Source organism: Streptomyces siamensis (assembly GCF_039543605.1).
Taxonomy (GTDB): Bacteria; Actinomycetota; Actinomycetes; order Streptomycetales; family Streptomycetaceae; genus Streptomyces; species Streptomyces siamensis.
The window spans coordinates 113,368-129,837 of sequence record NZ_BAABKB010000003.1 but is presented as its reverse complement, the minus strand read 5'-3'; the positions used below and the strand labels follow the sequence as shown (position 1 = coordinate 129,837).

Sequence of the window (16,470 nt, the reverse complement as noted above, 5' to 3'; positions counted from 1 at the left end):
GATCAGCCCCAATTCCCGCCGCCGGGCAGCCGGTAGCCGTACTCGACCAGGTCCTCGAGGCAGGCGATGGGCGCGTGCGGGACGACCCGTCCGTCGGGAGCCTCGGCGAACACCTCGCTGGACAGCACCCGGCCGTCGACGCCGTTGACCTCGCGCACCGAGGTGACCATGCGCTGGAGCCGGCCGCCCGTCTGGTAGTTGTTGCGCCGCTGGATGAAGACGACGAAGTTCACCGCGCCCGCGACGAGCATCTGGCTGGCCTCGATGGGCAGTCGCTCGGTCGCCTGGAGCGCGTAGGTGGAGATGCGGTTGAAGACCTCGCTGGAGCTGTTCGCGTGGATCGTGGACAGTGAGCCGTCGTTGCCCTGCGACATGGCGTTCAGCATGGTCACGATCTCGTCGCCGAGGACCTCGCCGACGATGACCCGGGAGGGGTTCATACGCAGCGATCGGCGCACCAGCTCGGCCATGGTGATCGCTCCCTGCCCCTCGGAGTTGGGCAGCCTTTCCTCGAAGGCCACCACGTTCGGGTGCAGGTCGGTGAAGGTGTCGAGGCCGAGCTCCAGGGCCCGTTCGACGGTGATGAGGCGCTCGTGCGGCGGGATCTCGTTGGCGAGGGCGCGCAGCAGGGTGGTCTTTCCGGCGTTGGTGGCGCCGGCGATCATGATGTTCTTGCGGGCACGGACGGCGCAGGCGAGGAAGTGGGCGACCTCGGGTGTGATGGTGCCGTTCCCGACCAGGTCGGAGACGAAGACCTTGCCCATCCGCGCACGGCGGATGGACAGTGCGGGCCGCCGCGTCACGTCCATGACGGCGGAGAGCCGCGACCCGTCCGGCAGCCGCAGGTCGAGCTGCGGGTTGGCGGAGTCGAAGGGCCGGGAGGAGAGGCCGGAGTAGGCGCCCAGCACCTGGATGAGCTCGATCAGTTCCTCGTCGTTCTCGGCGACGGGATCACCTTTGACCTCGCGGCCGTCCGCGTAGCCGATGAAGACCTGGTCGTACCCGTTGATGTCGATGTTCTCGACGTCCGGGTTGTCGAGGAGCGGCTGGAGGCGGCCCACGCCGAACAGCGCGGCGTGCACGGCGGCCGCGTACTGCTCCTCGGTCTCGGCGTCGGGGGGGGTGCGTCCGAGGTTGATCTCGGTACGGGCGTAGTCCTCGAGTATCTGGGCTATGACCGCCCGCGCGTAGTGCCGTTCGTCCTCGTTGGACATCGGTGTGACGCCGCGGACCTGGTCCTCGCGACGCTGTTCGGCGATACGGTCACCGGCGTCCTGCCGGAACCGTTTGACCAGCTGGTGGTCGACGGCGGTCATCGCCCTGCTCCGGCGGCGGGCTGCCCGTGCGGCCCCGGCGTCCCGTGGGCCCCGGCGGCCGGTACGGACCAGGCGGCGCCGTACTGCTGGTACAGGTCCGCGGTGACCTTGCGGGCCGAGCGGATCAGCAGCGACTTGTCGAGCCGTCCGCGCTTGCGTCCCGCCAACTGGTCGGCGCCCGCGGGGTCGTCGGCGAGGGTGCCCACGACGCGCGCACCGGTCTGCGCCGCCACCAGCATGTCGTTGACCTGGTGGACGAGCTTCGCGGAGTCGCCGGGGTCGGTGACGAGGACGACGCCGATGAGCGGCGTGGCGAGGGTCGCGGCGCCGCGGGGGCCGCCGTGCAGCTTGGCGGCGAGGGCGGCGGCCCGGTCGCGTACGCGGGCGATGGCCTCCGGCTCCGTGCGGGAGACCAGCAGGACCAGGGCGGCCTGCGAGAACATCTCGACGACGGGGGTCTCGCCGCTGATCCGGCCGCAGTCGGCGATGACGTCGGCGGGCGCGTGCGGGGAATCGGCGAGCTGCGCGAACGCCCGGCCGAGGGTGGGCCACAGTCCGGCGAGACCGGCGGCCTGTTCGGCGATGCCGAGCCCGACCAGCACCTCCAGGCCGCCGCTCAACGGCTGTACGTGGTCCCAGAGTTGGTCGGGTACGAGGCCGCGCCGGGCGGTCGCCGCGATGGAGAGCATGCCGGTGTTGGGGTTCAGCGGACCGCCGTGGGCCGCCGCACTGCGGTAGACGAGGTCGCCGCCTGCGGGGTCCGTCTCGGCGAGCAGGACCCGGCGGGGCCAGACCGCGGCGAGGGCGACGGCGGCGGTCGTGACGCCTGGGGATCCCTTGTCGGCGGCGAGGGCGATGAGCGCCATGGCTTCTACTCCACTCGCCGTCAGTTGCCGGAGACCAGGACGAGGGAGACCGCGTTGGCGGCGGCGGCGCGGGTCAGTGGCGCCGCGTCACTCTCGTCGACGGTGACCGTGACCTGCTTGTTGGTGCTGCTGATGGTGCTGTCGCTGTCGTCCGGCACGCTGGTGACGCGGGCCGCGGAGACGATCGGCGTGCTGCTTCCGCCGCTCGACGACGACGAGCCGGACCTGTCCGAGGAGGACGACGAGGAGGAAGAGGAGCTGTCACCGACGAAGTAGGCGGCGACGATGTCGCCGGACTTCAGGTCGGCCGGGTACTGGCCCTCCTTGAGGGAGAGACCGACGACGGCCTTGCCGGCGGGGAGGCTGCTCTTGCTCGCGAACATGTCGCCGATGACGACGGTCCCCTGGTAGATGGTGGACTTCGCCTTGAGCGCCTTGAGGCCGGTCCGCTGGTTCCAGCGGACGTAGTTGATGGAGGCGTCGTCCGCGACCATCACCGAGGTGATGTGGTCGCCCACGGACTCGCCGGCCTGGATGTCCGCCGTCACCCGGACGACCTCGACACGGTCGCCGGCCCGCAGCACCAGCATGGTGGCTCCGAGGGCGCCGACGAGGATGAGGAGGACCGCGAGAGCGGCGAGCGCGGGTTTGCGCTCGCGAGGCGCCGAGGGCAGACGCTCACCCATCGCCGGCTGCGCCGACGTGGCGGAACGGTTGTTTCCCGCCCCCGTACGCTCTTGGATCTTCACGCAACCGCTCCCCGTACACCCAAGAAGATTTCTGCCAATTCACATGCCAATTGGGACACTTCGCCCCGGCCCGTCCGAGTGGGACGTACCGCCCGACCTGGCCGGATAGCCAGCGCTGGAGCGAGTGTCAAGCCATGGCACCGTATCAGCCGCACATAAGCCCCTCAAGGCGCGTCAGGGACCACTGACATCGGTGGACTCGTCATTGTTCACGCGCAACGGAGGGCGTCTGGTTCCCTGTTGGGAAAGGGAATCCGACCGGGCGCTCCGGTGTGCGGCCGCGAATCGACGAACGCCCCGGCCCCGGCGATTCGTCACGGACTGCGCACGAGGCCTGCACGAGGTGCTCACGCCCGGGCCGCACGGCAGTGGTCTTTCAGTCGCACGGGGGACGGGGTGAGGGGTGGCGGCGTGGGGGTGGGGCGCGCCGGTCCCACCTTGTGGGGCGTCACGGGGGGCCTCGCTGCCACCCCGAGGCTCCCCGCGGCCATCCTCAGACATGCAGGGACTTCGCCGCCAACACCAACAGGTCATCGAGCCGCAGACGGCGCGCCCCGCCTCCTTCTGCTCCTCCGGAGAGAATCCAGTCCACGTCCCAGTCCACCCGGAACACCTGTCCGCGGAAATTCTCGAACTCGACAAAGCTTCCCGGGGCGCCGTCGAGCAGTTCGAGTTCACGGTACAAAGTCTGCGGCTTGACCAGGACGCCGTTCGGACCGTCCGTCCCTCCCTTGGTCACGGTGTTGTCGTACCGCACCCTGAGGAAGGGAGTCGGCCCCCGGTCGAGGTCGGCCGGAGTGAGGAACCTGAGGAAGCTCTCCCGGGCATCCTCCACTGAATAGCGGTCGGGGCGAGCGAATTCACACTCGTATCCGGGGAAGACCGCCCAGGTCACTTTCTGCAGTTCCGGTTGCTGCACTTCGTGATAGCGGTGCGCACCCGGACGCGCAGCGGCGAGGACGTCAAAGTCACGCCCCGGATACCGAAAGCCGGGAATCGTGGTTAGCGGCGCGTCGCCGGACAGGAGTCGGGAGCCGTTCTCGCGTGCCGCCACGAGGAGCGCGCGGACCAGCCCTTCATCGTAGGAGTCACGGGCGTTCACCTGGAAGAGATGCCGACGATCCCCGCTGAGCGCCGCAGCGAAGTCGAGCCCGGGAACGGGAGACCAGTGCCAGGCGTCCGAGATTCCCGAAAAATCCTCGACACCCGGAAAACCCGATACGACAGCAGCCGGATCCATGCAACCCTCCCTTTGCTCGACCCTGCAGGAAAAGAGTTCGGTCAGGCACCTGTCGACACTGCGGCGCACGCCGACCATCACGGCCGTCCATCCTTCTGGGACACCAACCGGGGTGGGGCGCCCCTGCACGCCCTCACAGCCCCGCCTGATGCTCCGCGAACCCGGTGATCGCCTCGGGAGGGTTGGCCGCCTCGGTGGCTTCCGTCTCCCAGCCGGGTCGGTCCATGTCGAACACCACGATCGGCACCGGTCGTCCGAGGGCCCGTTCGAGGTGCCCGTCGGCCCGCAGGCGTCGCGCGGTGTCGATGCAGACGGCGTCGAAGTGCGCGACGAGTTCGTCGTCGCGGGCGTCCCGCTCGTCCTCGCAGAGTGTGTCGTCGTCCTCGTACCAGAGCCCCTCCGCCTTCGCCTCGGCCAGGTGCAGGGCGCTGCCGACCGGGTCTTCGGGCACGTGGCCGACCGTCTCGAAACCCTCCAGGAGCCAGTACGCGTACTCCCACCGGGCCGTCCCCTCGTACGAGCACTCCTGCTCCAGGACCCGGCGGACCTCGCTCTCGGTGTTGTAGCCGACGGCCAGGTACGGACGGCGAGGGTCCTGACCCACGCGCCAGATGCGGAACGAGACAACGTAGATCTCGGGCTTGAGCTCCTCGGGGAAGCCGTCCACGATGCGCACGGCCTCCTTCAGCACATGCTCGCGGAGGGCCACTGCCCCGGCTTCGTCGCTCATGTCAGAACCCCCACGGGTTGTGGTGCGGAACCAGAGCCGGATCCTCCGACCACACCAGCCGCACCTCCAACTGGTCCCCCAACAGGGCGGTCAGACGCTCGACCGCCCAGCCGTTCCAGCAGACAGCCGTAGGGAACCCCGTCGAGCGGAAGGCCGGCACATCCACCGGCACCGCCTCCGGCCGGAACACCGACCGCTGCACACGGCCCAGTTGGTCCGGCGGTGACGACCTCTCCATGTCCAGGCAGTCCGCCACCCGCTCCACCAGGTACAACAGATACTCGTCCGCCGCCGCCTTCTCGATCCGCACGGGCAGCAGCCGGCCCGCCTTCTCCAGGTCGTCCCGCAGCAGATCCGCGATACGGCGGCTCAGAACGGGGCAGCCGGGAGTTCCGGTCAATAACTCGTTCTTCTTCCAGCGCGAATGGCCGCCCCGCTCCGCGGTGAACTCCGCGGGGTACAGCCCTACCGAGCCCTGCAGCTGCCAACGCATCACGTCCACGACCGAGTTGTCGAGGTGGAGGGTCTGGTACTCCCTCATGCCCGGGAGCAGGCGGTACACGGAGAGGGGCTGTTCGTACTCTTCGATCGGCATGTCACCTGTGTTTCGTCTGACTCGCCCTTCCGGGCACGGGACCGGTTGCGGCACCGGCGCCCCGGCTTCTTCAAGTGAAGCCCACCACCGACGACAATGACGGGGTGGATCAGGATGGGCCGATCAGCAGTGAGCTCGCCGCCAGATGGTCGGAACTGGCGAGAGAGGTGATGCGTGGCGAGACGGCAGCAGCCGACGCAGCCTGCCCCAATTGCGGCGCGCATGCGGTGACATGCCGCGAGACCGGACGGCCGGAGAGCCCCACCGGCTATGCGGAGGCACAGTGCGGGGAGTGCGGCCACGGGATCTACGTCGTACGCGTCCCAGGCCTGGAGGGTTACCCGCCGCACCCCGCTCGGGAGCGCAGGGGCGAGGGTCAGCGCCGCCGCGCCCCGGGAGACGGATAGCCTTCGAAAACAGGCTGAGCCTTCTGGAAGTCGCGAGGGAAGATCTCCACACGATGCGCGCCGGACAGTACGGCCACCAGGAATGCGACGATGCCTCCGTCGAAGTGTGGCCATTCCGTATTGCGCGCGCCGTTCGCCACGACAGTCCACGAATTCGGCTGAACCTCCGGACGCGTCACCCAATAGAGGGTGTCCCCATTGTCGGTCTTACCGACGGGCAGCAGTTCATCGGTCTCGTAGGGAATCTTTTCCCCGTTCTCCCGCAACTCGTCGAGGATCTCGGCCGCCCGGTCAGCGGATTCTACGAGGCGGGTCGGATGGAAAGGCGAGACGGGCTGCAGGATGTAAAGGAAGCTGTTGAACGAACCCGGCCCGTATCGTTCGACCAGCCACTTGTAGTCGTCCGGCAGCACCACCCCCAGCGCTTCTTCGAACCGGGGCCAGTCCACCTCCACCTCCGCACCTTCGGGCGGTGGCACCAGTTGCAGAAGATCGTCCTGTGCGGTCACAGCATCTCCGTCTCTCCGAGCCTGAACATTCCTGCCGGATTCTCAAGGACCCTGTCCAGGCGGAACCCACCGTCGCCGCGCGCGTGGAAGGTGAGCTGGTGCGGTGCGACATCGCCCGGCTCAGGGTAATGGGCCCGGACGTGGTAGGTCACCATCTGCCCACCATCCACCGCGTCAAAGATCTGCTGCTCGATCTGGTCACGCATGATGGGCGTATTCGTGGGGTCTTGTGTGAGGGTGACCAGATTCTCCTCCAGATCCCCGGATCCCCCCAGGCGGTCGGCCAGCAGATGCCCTCGTCCCTCGTTGTAGAGCGTGCCGTGGCCGCTCCAGCCGGAAGGATGGATCTCACTGGCCGCAGGAGTGCCCTGCCTGAGCATGTCGCGAGTGATCAGCGCATCGACACCCGTGGCGCGACCGTATTCGTCCAACGGCAGATAATGAACCTGTCCGTTGTAGGCATACACACCATTGCACGGCCCGAGGCCGAGCGGATCCGCCCACGTCCACGGGTTGTGCACATAGGCGACGGGATTCGGTGCGAGCTCGAGACCCAGCGGGTCCTGCGATGCGTATCGGGCCGTTTCAGGGTCGTAATAGCGATGGTGGTTGTAGTGCAGACCCGTTTCCGGATCGTGGTACTGGCCGGGGAAACGAAGGGGCGTGTATGTCGCGCTGTTCGCCGCCCATGCGGTAACACCCCACAGAGTCCTTCGCGCGCGCCACGCAACTGTCCCTGCCTCGTCGACGAGTTCCGTCGGCGTGCCGATGAGGTCCGTGACAATGGCGAAGAACCTGCTGTCGATCTCTTCCTGGGACGACGCATCCGTGATGCGTTCAGTCTGGGCGAGCGGACGTATTCCGTCGTGGTCCCAGGTGAGCGTGACGGGTTGGGGGAGATCTGCCGCCGTGGTCGTCTGCTCCGTGACGACGGAACCGTCCCATGTGAAGAGGGTCACCTCAACTGCTGTCCCCCCGTCAGCAGTCAGCTTGTGCTTGGCGATACGGCGCCCGAAAGGGTCGTACAAATAGCGCCAGACCATACCGTCCGGCGTGGTCACCGACATGAGCCTGTTCTCGGCATCCCATTCGTAGCGCCACTCATCGGGCTTGCGGGACAAGCGGGTCCTGCGCCGCGTCACGATCCGCCCTACGGCGTCGTACTCGTAATGCACAGAGCCTGCGCGGTTGAGCTTGGTGCCCTCGAATGCCCGGTCTCCCTGGACGTCCTTGCCCGACTGACGAGCGGGCCAGGCCGCTCGGGTCTGATTTCCCGCAGCGTCATAGGCATACGCCTCGACCCAGTCACGGGCGCGTACCTCGGTGACACGCCCAGTACCGTCCAGACCGAACTCGGTCCGGCCGCCGAGCAGATCGTCGATCACACTGAGGTGTCCGTCCGCGCGGAACGCATAGCTCCGCTGCTCCACCGGTTCGCCGGCCGCCGACAGCGTCTGCCCCACCAAGCGCCCGGCCGGATCCCAGTCCTGCGTCAGTGCGGTCGAGTCGCCCCACAGACGTGAGATCTCGTGGCCTGCGGCATCGTGGCGGAAGTCGATGACACGTCCTGAGGTGACCAGCGATACAGGGCGCCCTGCATCGTCGTACGCGTACTCTGCCGTCGCTCCTGCAGGAGTGGTCCTCGCGACACGTCGCCCTCTGGCGTCGTATCGGCACGAAAGTGTGCGGCCATTCACTGTCTCGGCGACCACCCTGCCCGCGCCGTCCCGATGCCAGGTGATCTCGCAGTCCGGATTCACGGCACTTTGGAGCATCCCGCCTCGGTCGTAGACGTACGTGGTGACCTTGCCCGCGGCGTCCTTCCTGACAGTTCGGCCCAGTTCATCAAGGGTGTACCGGACCACCTCACCGAGGGGATTGGTCCGCGCGACCACGCGCCCCGCCGGGTCCCGGTCGTACGCCACCTGTCGTCCGTCGAAGTCCTGCTCGCCGACAAGACGGCCTACCGCGTCGTAACGGTATGTCCACGCAAGGCGTTCGGGACCCAGTACACGGGTCAGCCGCAGTGAAGGGGAATAGGTGAATTCGTAGCGGCTTCCATCGGGACCTGTGCGAGCACTGAGCAGATCGAAGTGGGTGTACTCGTACGTCGTCACGCCGCCGTTGGCGTCGACGTGACGGAGACAGTTTCCTTCCCCGTCGTAACTCCACTGCTGTTCGGTCCCGTCCGGTCCGACAAACCGAGCAATCTTGCCTTCGGTTGTCCACCAGTACCTGCTCACGGACCCCAGCGGGTCGGTTGTGGCTCGTACGCGGCCGAAGGGATCGTAGTCACGGGTCAGCCGATGCCCCAATGGGTCCGTGATCTCGATCGGCTGTCCAGCCGGGTTGTTACGCACAGATGTGGTGGCGCCCAACGCATCGGTGACAGCGCAGATCTGCCCCGTTTCGTCGTACTCGTATTGTGTGGTGGCCCCGAGCGGATCTGTCACTGAGGTGCAGTTGCCGCGACCGTCGTACGTCCGCGAGATCGTGGACCCGTCCGCCAGCGTCACCGAGGCAACCCGCCCCAGATCGTTGTACGTACAACGCGTCGATCCGCCATCGGGGCGTTCCACGGCGACGAGATGACCGGACGGGTCGTAGGTGAATCGCGTGATGTGCCCCATGGCATCGGTCGCCGAGACCAGTCGCTGGTCGGCGTCATACTCGGAGCGCGTCACACCGCCGCAGGCATCGACCTCGGCCACGACCAGAAACGCGTCGTTGACGACGAAGCGGGTCACTGCTCCCTCCGAGGTCGTCAGTGTGGTGATCCGGTCGTCCGGCCAAGCCTGGTCGACGTCGTCGTAGTCGATGGAGACAGCGAGGTGCCCGGCTTCGCCGCCTTCCTCGACGCAGCGGTCCCACTGGTCGTAGACGTAGGTGTAGCTGCTGTTGTTCGTGTCCCTCCATGAGGTCACGCGAAGCTGTTCGTCGTAGCCGAACCGCAGGGGCAGGCCGCTGGAGTTGACCACGCTGGTCAGGCTGCCGTCCGTATAGCCGTAGCTCATGACGGTGACGTCCACGCCCTCCGCGTCACCGCCCACCAGATGAATCCCTGTCACGCGATGGTCCGAGGTGCTGATCCTCACGTGGTAGCCCGCGGAATGCCTGATCGCCAACGGGGTGCCGGCTTCGTCGTAGTCGAACTCGATCGCGCTGCCGTTGCGATCCGTGATGCGACGGAGCAAGGCGACACCGGCGACGGGCCTGGCGAACCATCGCGTCACGCCGCGCGATCGGTCGTCCACACGGTATTCGCCGTTGTCCAGACGGACGAGTGGCCATCGGGGACCTACGTCGGGCAGTACGGGTTCGTCCGGCCCCAGCGGGTGAGCGTAGGCCAGCAGTAGACCGTCTTCGGTGACGAAGACGGTCCCCTGGTCATCGATCTCCAGACGCTGGTCGACCGTGGAAGACCAGGACGGCCCGAACCACCAGCCCGCTCGGTAACCGGACTCGACCCGTCGCGTGAACACCAATGGCAGGGTGCCCGGCAGCAGGACGTCGGTCTGCGAGAGGAACATTTTGCCGGTCGCCATGTCCACCGGGTCACCGCAGCCACGCACGAGTTCCTTCAGGCGGCCATAGGCGTTCTTGGTCCGCGCGGCCATACCGCTCGCGGCATCTCCGAGCATGCCCCGAGCGCTCTTGCCCAAGCCGCGGAGGCCTTGGGCCATGCCCTTGAGGCCCATCTTGCCGAGAGACTTGAAGCCTTTGGCCAATCCGCCGAGGGTGGTGATCCCCTTGCCGCCGGGTATGCAGTCCAGCGCCGCGAACGCCACATCCCACAAGGAGGCCTGGCCCTTGCGATATTTGTTGAGCGTGTCCGCGAGGACGACGAGCGCGGCGATCAGCACGATCGCGCCCAGGATCGGCCCGCCGATGATCATCGCGATGATCCCGACCACTGCGACAACCACCTTGCACACCGCGACGATGGTGTCCCAGTTGTCGGAGAACCAGTCCCCGACCTCCTCCCACCACTTACGGTTGTGGATCCCCGCGTCCGACGCCTCGTCGATCTTCGTCTTCGCCGTACGAGCGGCCTCCTCGCGCATCTTCCGCGCGTCCTCGGCCATCTTCTTCGCCGCGTCCAACGCACCGCTCGCGCTCGTCACGTCCGACCGCGCCGACGTCTGCGCCGACTTGGCATGCTGCGCATCCCGCGTCGCCGCACGCACCTTGCCCTCGTCCGGCTTCTCCTTGTCCTTGCTCCCGGTCGGATCGTCCTTGTACTTGTCCGCCTCCTCGTTCGCCCGCTCCACCCACGAATCCGCAGACGACAGACGCGACTTGGCCGACGACAGGTCGGACCGCGCCTCACGCCCCTTCGCCAGCGCCTTGTCCGCCAGCGCCTGCGCACGCTCCAACACCGGCCAATACACGGCCAGCGCATCCCCGGCCATCTCGTACGACTTCTTCAACTTCTTCAACTGCTTCGGCACACCCGAGAACTCGTCCCCGAACGCCTTCGCCGACTTCCCCGCCCACTTCAGAACAGCGTCCTCGTCCGCCATCCCCTTGACCGACCGCAACGCCTCCCCGACATCGTCCGCGAAGTCATGCAGGTTTTTCGCCAGATGGCGCACGCGGTCCGGATCACCGGGAGTGGGGTCCTTGTCCAGGTCCAGGACATGCCAGTCCCCCGGCCGATTCCCCGCCATACCGCAACCCCCGTCACGCCCACACCACAACAACCGTACGAACGATCGAAGTTACTAGGGATGTGCGCGTGACGGGAAGGCCGTTCGCCCGGTCTAGTTCGCGAAGCGGAACGTCGAGGTGATGGCGTCGAAGATGTCGAAGAAGGAGTCCGCGAGGTCGAGTACCTGGCTGCTCCCGGTGACGAGGGCGACCTTGCCCTCCTGGCCCGGCACGGGGATGAACGTTTGCATGAGCACGGCGCGGACGGTGCGGTTGAGGGCGTCGTCCGGTACGGGAATGTCCTCGATGCCGTAGGTGCGGGCCGCCGGTCCGACGCCGGGGATGTCGACCGTGGTCACCTTCCGCCAGGCGTCGCCCTCCTTCTTCGCCTCGCGTACGGCGAGCCGGCCCGCGATCGTCGCGGGGTCCGTCGAGAGGGGGTCACCGGACTGGGTCCGGCCGCCGACGATCGAGACCGTGACGGACGCGGTGATCGGGGTGTCCCCGCCGAAGCTCTCCGCCATGCAGCCGCAGTACAGCGCGCCCGATTTCCACGCGTCGGCCGCGGACTTCCGCAGGAAGGCGGTGTACGTGTCGCGGTACGCGGCCAGCTCCGGGTGCTGCTCGATCCGTTCGCCGACCATGCGCCGTACGGAGTCGTCGCGGGACTCGGGCCGCACGTCGAACTCCCACCACGACTCGGGCACCTTGATGCGGAAGCCACCGCGCTCGATGGTGAGCGTCTCCATGTAGCGGGCCATGACGCGTCCCCCGTTGCTCGTCCTTCAGTTCGGCCGGGTCAGCCTACGAGGTGACGTGCGGCGTCATTCGGGCACCTCGGCCTCGTCACGCATCAGCGGCCCGACATCTCGCTCAGACGTACAAGGAGCGTTCCGCGAAAGACAGCAGCTCATCGAGCTGCATCTCCTTCGGCGCACCGGCATCCGGCTCCCACTCCGCCACGAGGTGGACGTCGTGCCACTCCACGCGCCACACCTGGTGATGCCTGTTCTCGAACTCGACGAAGCTGCCCGGACCCCCTTCCAGCAGCTGGATCTCCGCCAACAGGCGGCGTGGCGCGGTGAATCCACGTCCCGGGCCCGTGCTCCGGCTCTTCGTCCGCGTATTCGCGTAGCGCATCTTGAGGTAGGGAACGGGGTCCCGATCCAGGTTGTTCATGCGCAGCATCCGATACCGGGTCACCGCCTCGTCGAGCGTCTCGTCCCCGGAGAACTCGCCGGCGTACGCCGGGAACACGAGACGGACCAACGGGGTCAGGTCCGGATTCTCGACACGGTAGAAGCGGTGTACTTCGGCGCCCACTCCGGCGACGACGTCGAACGTCCGCCCTTGCGGTGCCACGAAGCCCGCGGCCGCCCCGAGATGGGGGTTGCGAAGAAAGATGTCCGCTTCATGGTCTCTCGCGAACATCAAGGCGGCTGCCGCCAGTTCCTGGTCGTAGGAATCCCTGCCGCTCAGTTGAAGCAGACGCTCGCCATCGGCCGAGAGCGCCCCGGCGAAGTCGATGCCCGGCGCCGGCGTCCAGTGCCAGGCGGCTTCGAGTCCCGGAAGCGGGGCGGCGTTCGGAAAACCGGTCACAACTGCGCGAATGTCCATGGCTTCTCCTGAGTCGACCCTCGACCCTCGACCCTCGACCCTCGACCCTCGACCCTCGACCCTCGACCGCACGAGTATCCGTCGTCCATCCTTCGTCGGCTTCCTGTGCACGGGTCCCCGTCGTCCGGCCGCCTTCGCGAGAGCCCTCGGACCACTCCGTCACTTCCAGACGATCGTGCGGGTGGACGCCATTCGCGTGGTGATGTCGGAATGCGCGCGAGGCGATCCCCTTCCAGCGAGTACGCGACCGTCCACACAAAACCTTCCCAGCCACCCCAATCCCCCCCGATCCAACCCTTCGCGATACGCAAGAGCGAAAACTCCCCGACCACGCCAAGGGCAGGCAAACGCAGCCCCATAGGCACCCCAAACAACACCTGGAGAGGTGCCCTCCCGGGCGCACCGGCCGAAAGCGTCCCTAGGATTGGCCGGACGATCGCCGTGACCGGAGGGGCGTCCGCTCACGCTCCCGTCGGGGCGATCTGTTCACAGAGGCAACGGGGACGGACATCGTGAGTGATCTACGGCTCGAAGGCACGATCTTCGAGGATCTGAGGAAGACGTTCTCCACCGTCACGGACCGCATGGACACCGCCCGCCGCACATTGCGCGGCACCGACGGTTCGGTCGTCGGGGACGCGGGTCTCGTGGACGACGTACACGACTTCGCCGACGACTGGGGCTACGGCATCAAGCAGCTCGGCAAGCACACCCAGGGCGCCATCAAGATGATCGACAAGATCGGTGAGTCCTTCGAGAAGCTCGACCTGGACCTCGCCGAATCGCTCAAGTCCCCGAAGAAGAAGGGGCACTGAGGCACGCATGGGACGCCCTCCCTTCCCCCACATAGGCTGGGACCCGACGCCGGGTGACGTCGAGCAGACGCGTGAGCTCGCCAAGAAGCTCGGCGGACTCGCGGGCGAACTCGGTACGGCGCTACGGGAGTTGCAGCAGATCGAGTGCGGCGCCTGGAAGGGCAGGACCGCGATCGCGTTCAGCGAGCACATCTCCACCGATGTCACGCCGCTGATCAAGAAGAGCCACGACTCCTTCGACAAGGCGTCGCGCGCCCTGCACCGCTGGGCCGGGCAGCTCTCCGGCTTCCAGGACGAGGCCGACCGGCTGGAGAAGACCGCCGGCGAGAAGCTCGACGCCGAGGACAAGGCCGAGAAGAAGGCCGAGGGCAAGGGCAGCGACGAGCTCGGCAAGGCGTCCGGCGCGGTGGACAAGGTCATCAGCGACGTCCACGACCTCGAGGACCGCTACAAGAAGGCCGCGGCCCTCATCAGCAAGGACCTCGACAAGGCCGCCGACATCGCACCGGACGAGCCCGGGTTCTGGGACAAGCTGGGGCACGGGATCGCGGACGCGTGGGACGCCACCGGCGAGTGGCTGGAGGACCACGCCGATCTGATCAAGATGGTCGGCGACCTGCTCAGCGATCTGAGCGGCATCCTGGGAATGCTGGCCATCATCACGGCGCCGTTCGAGCCCATCGGTGCGATCTTCGCCGCCGCGGCCGTGGTGACCAGCGGCCTGGCCCTCGTGTCACACCTCGTCGCGAAGGCGGCCGGCGCGGACGTCAGCTGGGTGAGCATCGGCTTCGACGCGCTCGGCTCGCTCCCGGGGATCGGCGCCTTCAGCAAGGGCGTCAAGGTCGCCGACGGCGCCACCGCTGCCGCGCGCGCAGCAGAACTCGGCGAGGGCTTCAAGGGCGTCACCACGATCGGCCGGAACATCATCGGTGTGGGTGACAATGTCGCGGGCGCCGTCAGCTTCACCGTCAAGGGCCGCACGGTCGGCCTGTGGGGCATCAAGGCGGGCGGCTTCATCTCGACCGAGGGCGGCGTCATGAACCGGCTCAGCCTCGTCGCCGAGCAGAACATCCGCAACGGGCAGTGGATCGGTACACGGGGCATACCCGGCCTGAACAAGATCGATTCCATGAGCAACCTGGGACGAGGCATCGACGCCGCCATCAAGATCGCACCCAAGGCGTGGTCCATCCCCTCGCACATCGGCGAGATGATGCACCCGGGGGACCGTTTCCATGACTCCGCGACGGCTCACTGAGAGGACATGAGGCCATGGACTGGTACCCATCCCAGGACGAAGACCTGATCCTGCGGGCCAATGCCTCCTTCGCGACCGGACTGGCGCCCCGGGTCGCCGGGCTGCGTTCGTTCCGGGACACCGAGCGGCAGGACATCGAGGCGCAACTGCGCGGGTGGCCGCCCGGCCCCGGCTTCACCCCCCGCGGCAAGGGCGGCCGCGCGGGCGTCCGTGTCCTGGACGTCGCCCTGCTCGGCATTCCCCTCCTGCTGAACATGATCGCGAACGCGGCGGCGCCCAGCGGCGCCCCGTTCGGTGAACCACGCAGCTCCGGCAGACCGCAGGAGCCGGAGAACGAGGTCGACGACTTCCCGGTCGTCTGGGCGGCGCCGGGAACCCTTGCCCGGACCCTGCCCTGGCAACTGGATCCGGCCCGCCGGGCGAAGTCGTACCGGACCGAGTTCGTGCTGACCGATCAGCGGCTCCTCGTCCTCGGTGTGGACGCGACGGCGGGACTGGCTCCCGCCGAGGAACTGTGGGAGACACCGCGGGAGACCGTCGCGGCCGCCGAGGGTATGCCGTACTCCGAGAGCGGCTCCGATGTGAGGCTCCGCTTCACGGACGGATCGTGGACCCGGTGGAAAGCCGGTGACGCCGCCCGACTCATCGCAGCTCTGCGGGGCGAGAGCCGCCGGGTGGCCATGGACGAGATCACCTCCGAACAGCGCGGCCGCGTCGCGGAGCTCGTCGCCGAACCACCGATCCGTGTGTCGCGGTCGGTCGGCACCGTGCTGCCGGTCGAGAAGCCGCCGGAGCTGGAGCGACTGGACGACGGCACCATCGCGGTGCATCTGCGGGTGCCGCTCTCGAACGGCATGGAGCAGACCCTGACCCACTACGTGGACCCGTCCGGGGCGGACGCGTCACCGGAGGGCCGGACACGGTGACCGAGATCTCCCGGCTGGACCCGACGCTCTCGGCCCGCACGATCCCGCCCATGTCGTTCGTCGTCCCGGACGGCTTTCACGCCTTGCCGGTCGGGGTCTCCGCCAGCGAACGGGCTGCGGCCGCCGCGGAGTTCGTGCGTGGCCTGTATCCCGGTGGGGACAGTGAGCTCTGGCAGTCGACGACGCCGTACTACGAGCTCGTCACGGAGGCGATGGCCACGGCAGGACTCGCCTACTCCGCCTTCGGCCTCTTCGGCCTGGAGGAACAGGGTGTGGCCCACTGCTCCTTCACCGTCGCCGCCTACGCCTCCGACCACGCGGACCCGGACATCGCCGCTCAGGGCATCCTGGCGGTTCTGGCCTCCGACCCGCTCAACGACGCCCGTCGGCTCGACCTGCCCTGCGGGTCGGCCGTCTCCTGCATATCCGTACGCGAGTTGACCCTGAGCCCCGAGGTGACGGCCGGCGGCACGGAGGTCACGCTGACCACCGGGCAGATTCAGATCCACATCCCGTTCCCGACAGGTCCCTACACGGCCGTCGTCACGGTCGACACCGCCGCGATGGAGTACTGGGGCGAGTTCTGCGACATGACCACGGCCGTCCTGCAGACCGTGTCCTTCGCCGACACGGATCAGGAACCGCACCCGGCGCCGGACACCACCGCACCGCAGCGGACGGTTCAGCTGTGACCAGGGGACTTTGAGATCCGGCCACAAGCCGTCGACACGTCGCGCCTGAGGACGCACGCGTCGCCGGCGACCTGTCGCCGGCGTTCCGGGACGAACGCGG

General features: G+C 67.6%; 14 protein-coding genes. 4 read left to right on the top strand and 10 right to left on the bottom strand.

Features of this window, described 5'->3' with window-relative positions; translation table 11 throughout:
• Positions 1-2: 2 nt before the first annotated feature.
• From ABEB03_RS09545 to ABEB03_RS09500, 10 genes are all read right to left on the bottom strand, one after another.
• Positions 3-1,316 (bottom strand): CpaF family protein, encoded by a 1,314-nt coding sequence (locus tag ABEB03_RS09545; RefSeq protein ID WP_345644540.1) that lies wholly within the window; start codon positions 1,314-1,316, stop codon positions 3-5.
• A complete protein-coding gene (locus ABEB03_RS09540) occupies positions 1,313-2,182 on the bottom strand; it encodes a hypothetical protein (protein WP_345644537.1) in 870 nt (289 codons plus the stop codon). The genes ABEB03_RS09545 and ABEB03_RS09540 overlap by 4 nt, the downstream gene beginning before the upstream one ends.
• 20 nt (positions 2,183-2,202) lie before the next feature.
• Complete coding sequence (locus tag ABEB03_RS09535; RefSeq protein ID WP_345644534.1) at positions 2,203-2,931, bottom strand: hypothetical protein; 729 nt, start codon at positions 2,929-2,931, stop codon at positions 2,203-2,205.
• A gap of 493 nt (positions 2,932-3,424) precedes the next feature.
• Entirely contained in the window at positions 3,425-4,252 is an 828-nt protein-coding gene (locus tag ABEB03_RS09530; protein WP_345644530.1) for a hypothetical protein, read from the bottom strand.
• 52 nt (positions 4,253-4,304) lie between these two features.
• The gene (locus tag ABEB03_RS09525; RefSeq protein ID WP_345644527.1) at positions 4,305-4,901 is read right to left on the bottom strand and encodes a hypothetical protein; all 597 of its coding nucleotides are present in this window, start codon (positions 4,899-4,901) and stop codon (positions 4,305-4,307) included.
• A 1-nt stretch (position 4,902) separates the two neighbouring features.
• A complete protein-coding gene (locus tag ABEB03_RS09520) occupies positions 4,903-5,496 on the bottom strand; it encodes a hypothetical protein (protein WP_345644524.1) in 594 nt (197 codons plus the stop codon).
• A gap of 376 nt (positions 5,497-5,872) precedes the next feature.
• Positions 5,873-6,412, bottom strand: a complete 540-nt coding sequence (locus tag ABEB03_RS09515; RefSeq protein WP_345644522.1) for an SMI1/KNR4 family protein — start codon at positions 6,410-6,412, stop codon at positions 5,873-5,875.
• Entirely contained in the window at positions 6,409-11,082 is a 4,674-nt protein-coding gene (locus tag ABEB03_RS09510) for an RHS repeat-associated core domain-containing protein (RefSeq protein ID WP_345644519.1), read from the bottom strand. The genes ABEB03_RS09515 and ABEB03_RS09510 overlap by 4 nt, the downstream gene beginning before the upstream one ends.
• 93 nt (positions 11,083-11,175) lie before the next feature.
• Complete coding sequence (locus ABEB03_RS09505) at positions 11,176-11,823, bottom strand: hypothetical protein (protein ID WP_345644516.1); 648 nt, start codon at positions 11,821-11,823, stop codon at positions 11,176-11,178.
• A gap of 112 nt (positions 11,824-11,935) precedes the next feature.
• On the bottom strand, positions 11,936-12,679 hold the full coding sequence (locus ABEB03_RS09500; RefSeq protein ID WP_345644513.1) for a hypothetical protein: 744 nt from the start codon (positions 12,677-12,679) through the stop codon (positions 11,936-11,938).
• Between the two features lie 512 nt (positions 12,680-13,191).
• On the opposite strand from ABEB03_RS09500, the gene ABEB03_RS09495 reads away from it, so the two are divergent.
• Genes ABEB03_RS09495 through ABEB03_RS09480 form a run of 4 tightly spaced genes read left to right on the top strand, consistent with a single transcriptional unit; the run spans position 13,192 to position 16,370 of the window.
• Positions 13,192-13,494, top strand: coding sequence for a hypothetical protein (locus tag ABEB03_RS09495; RefSeq protein ID WP_095935901.1), 303 nt, complete (start codon positions 13,192-13,194; stop codon positions 13,492-13,494).
• Between the two features lie 7 nt (positions 13,495-13,501).
• Complete coding sequence (locus tag ABEB03_RS09490) at positions 13,502-14,752, top strand: enoyl-CoA hydratase/isomerase family protein (protein WP_345644506.1); 1,251 nt, start codon at positions 13,502-13,504, stop codon at positions 14,750-14,752.
• Between the two features lie 14 nt (positions 14,753-14,766).
• Complete coding sequence (locus ABEB03_RS09485) at positions 14,767-15,678, top strand: hypothetical protein (RefSeq protein WP_345644503.1); 912 nt, start codon at positions 14,767-14,769, stop codon at positions 15,676-15,678.
• Positions 15,675-16,370 carry a hypothetical protein gene (locus ABEB03_RS09480; RefSeq protein ID WP_345644500.1) on the top strand — a complete coding sequence of 232 codons (696 nt, stop codon included), beginning with the start codon at positions 15,675-15,677 and terminating at the stop codon, positions 16,368-16,370. The genes ABEB03_RS09485 and ABEB03_RS09480 overlap by 4 nt, the downstream gene beginning before the upstream one ends.
• Positions 16,371-16,470 lie beyond the last annotated feature (100 nt).

Coding starts and splice junctions, on each gene's coding strand:
- ABEB03_RS09545 (WP_345644540.1), bottom strand. CDS start 1,316: ATGACCGCCGTCGACCACCAGCTGGTCAAACGGTTCCGGCAGGACGCC.
- ABEB03_RS09540 (WP_345644537.1), bottom strand. CDS start 2,182: ATGGCGCTCATCGCCCTCGCCGCCGACAAGGGATCCCCAGGCGTCACG.
- ABEB03_RS09525 (WP_345644527.1), bottom strand. CDS start 4,901: ATGAGCGACGAAGCCGGGGCAGTGGCCCTCCGCGAGCATGTGCTGAAG.
- ABEB03_RS09520 (WP_345644524.1), bottom strand. CDS start 5,496: ATGCCGATCGAAGAGTACGAACAGCCCCTCTCCGTGTACCGCCTGCTC.
- ABEB03_RS09510 (WP_345644519.1), bottom strand. CDS start 11,082: ATGGCGGGGAATCGGCCGGGGGACTGGCATGTCCTGGACCTGGACAAG.
- ABEB03_RS09505 (WP_345644516.1), bottom strand. CDS start 11,823: ATGGCCCGCTACATGGAGACGCTCACCATCGAGCGCGGTGGCTTCCGC.
- ABEB03_RS09500 (WP_345644513.1), bottom strand. CDS start 12,679: ATGGACATTCGCGCAGTTGTGACCGGTTTTCCGAACGCCGCCCCGCTT.
- ABEB03_RS09490 (WP_345644506.1), top strand. CDS start 13,502: ATGGGACGCCCTCCCTTCCCCCACATAGGCTGGGACCCGACGCCGGGT.
- ABEB03_RS09485 (WP_345644503.1), top strand. CDS start 14,767: ATGGACTGGTACCCATCCCAGGACGAAGACCTGATCCTGCGGGCCAAT.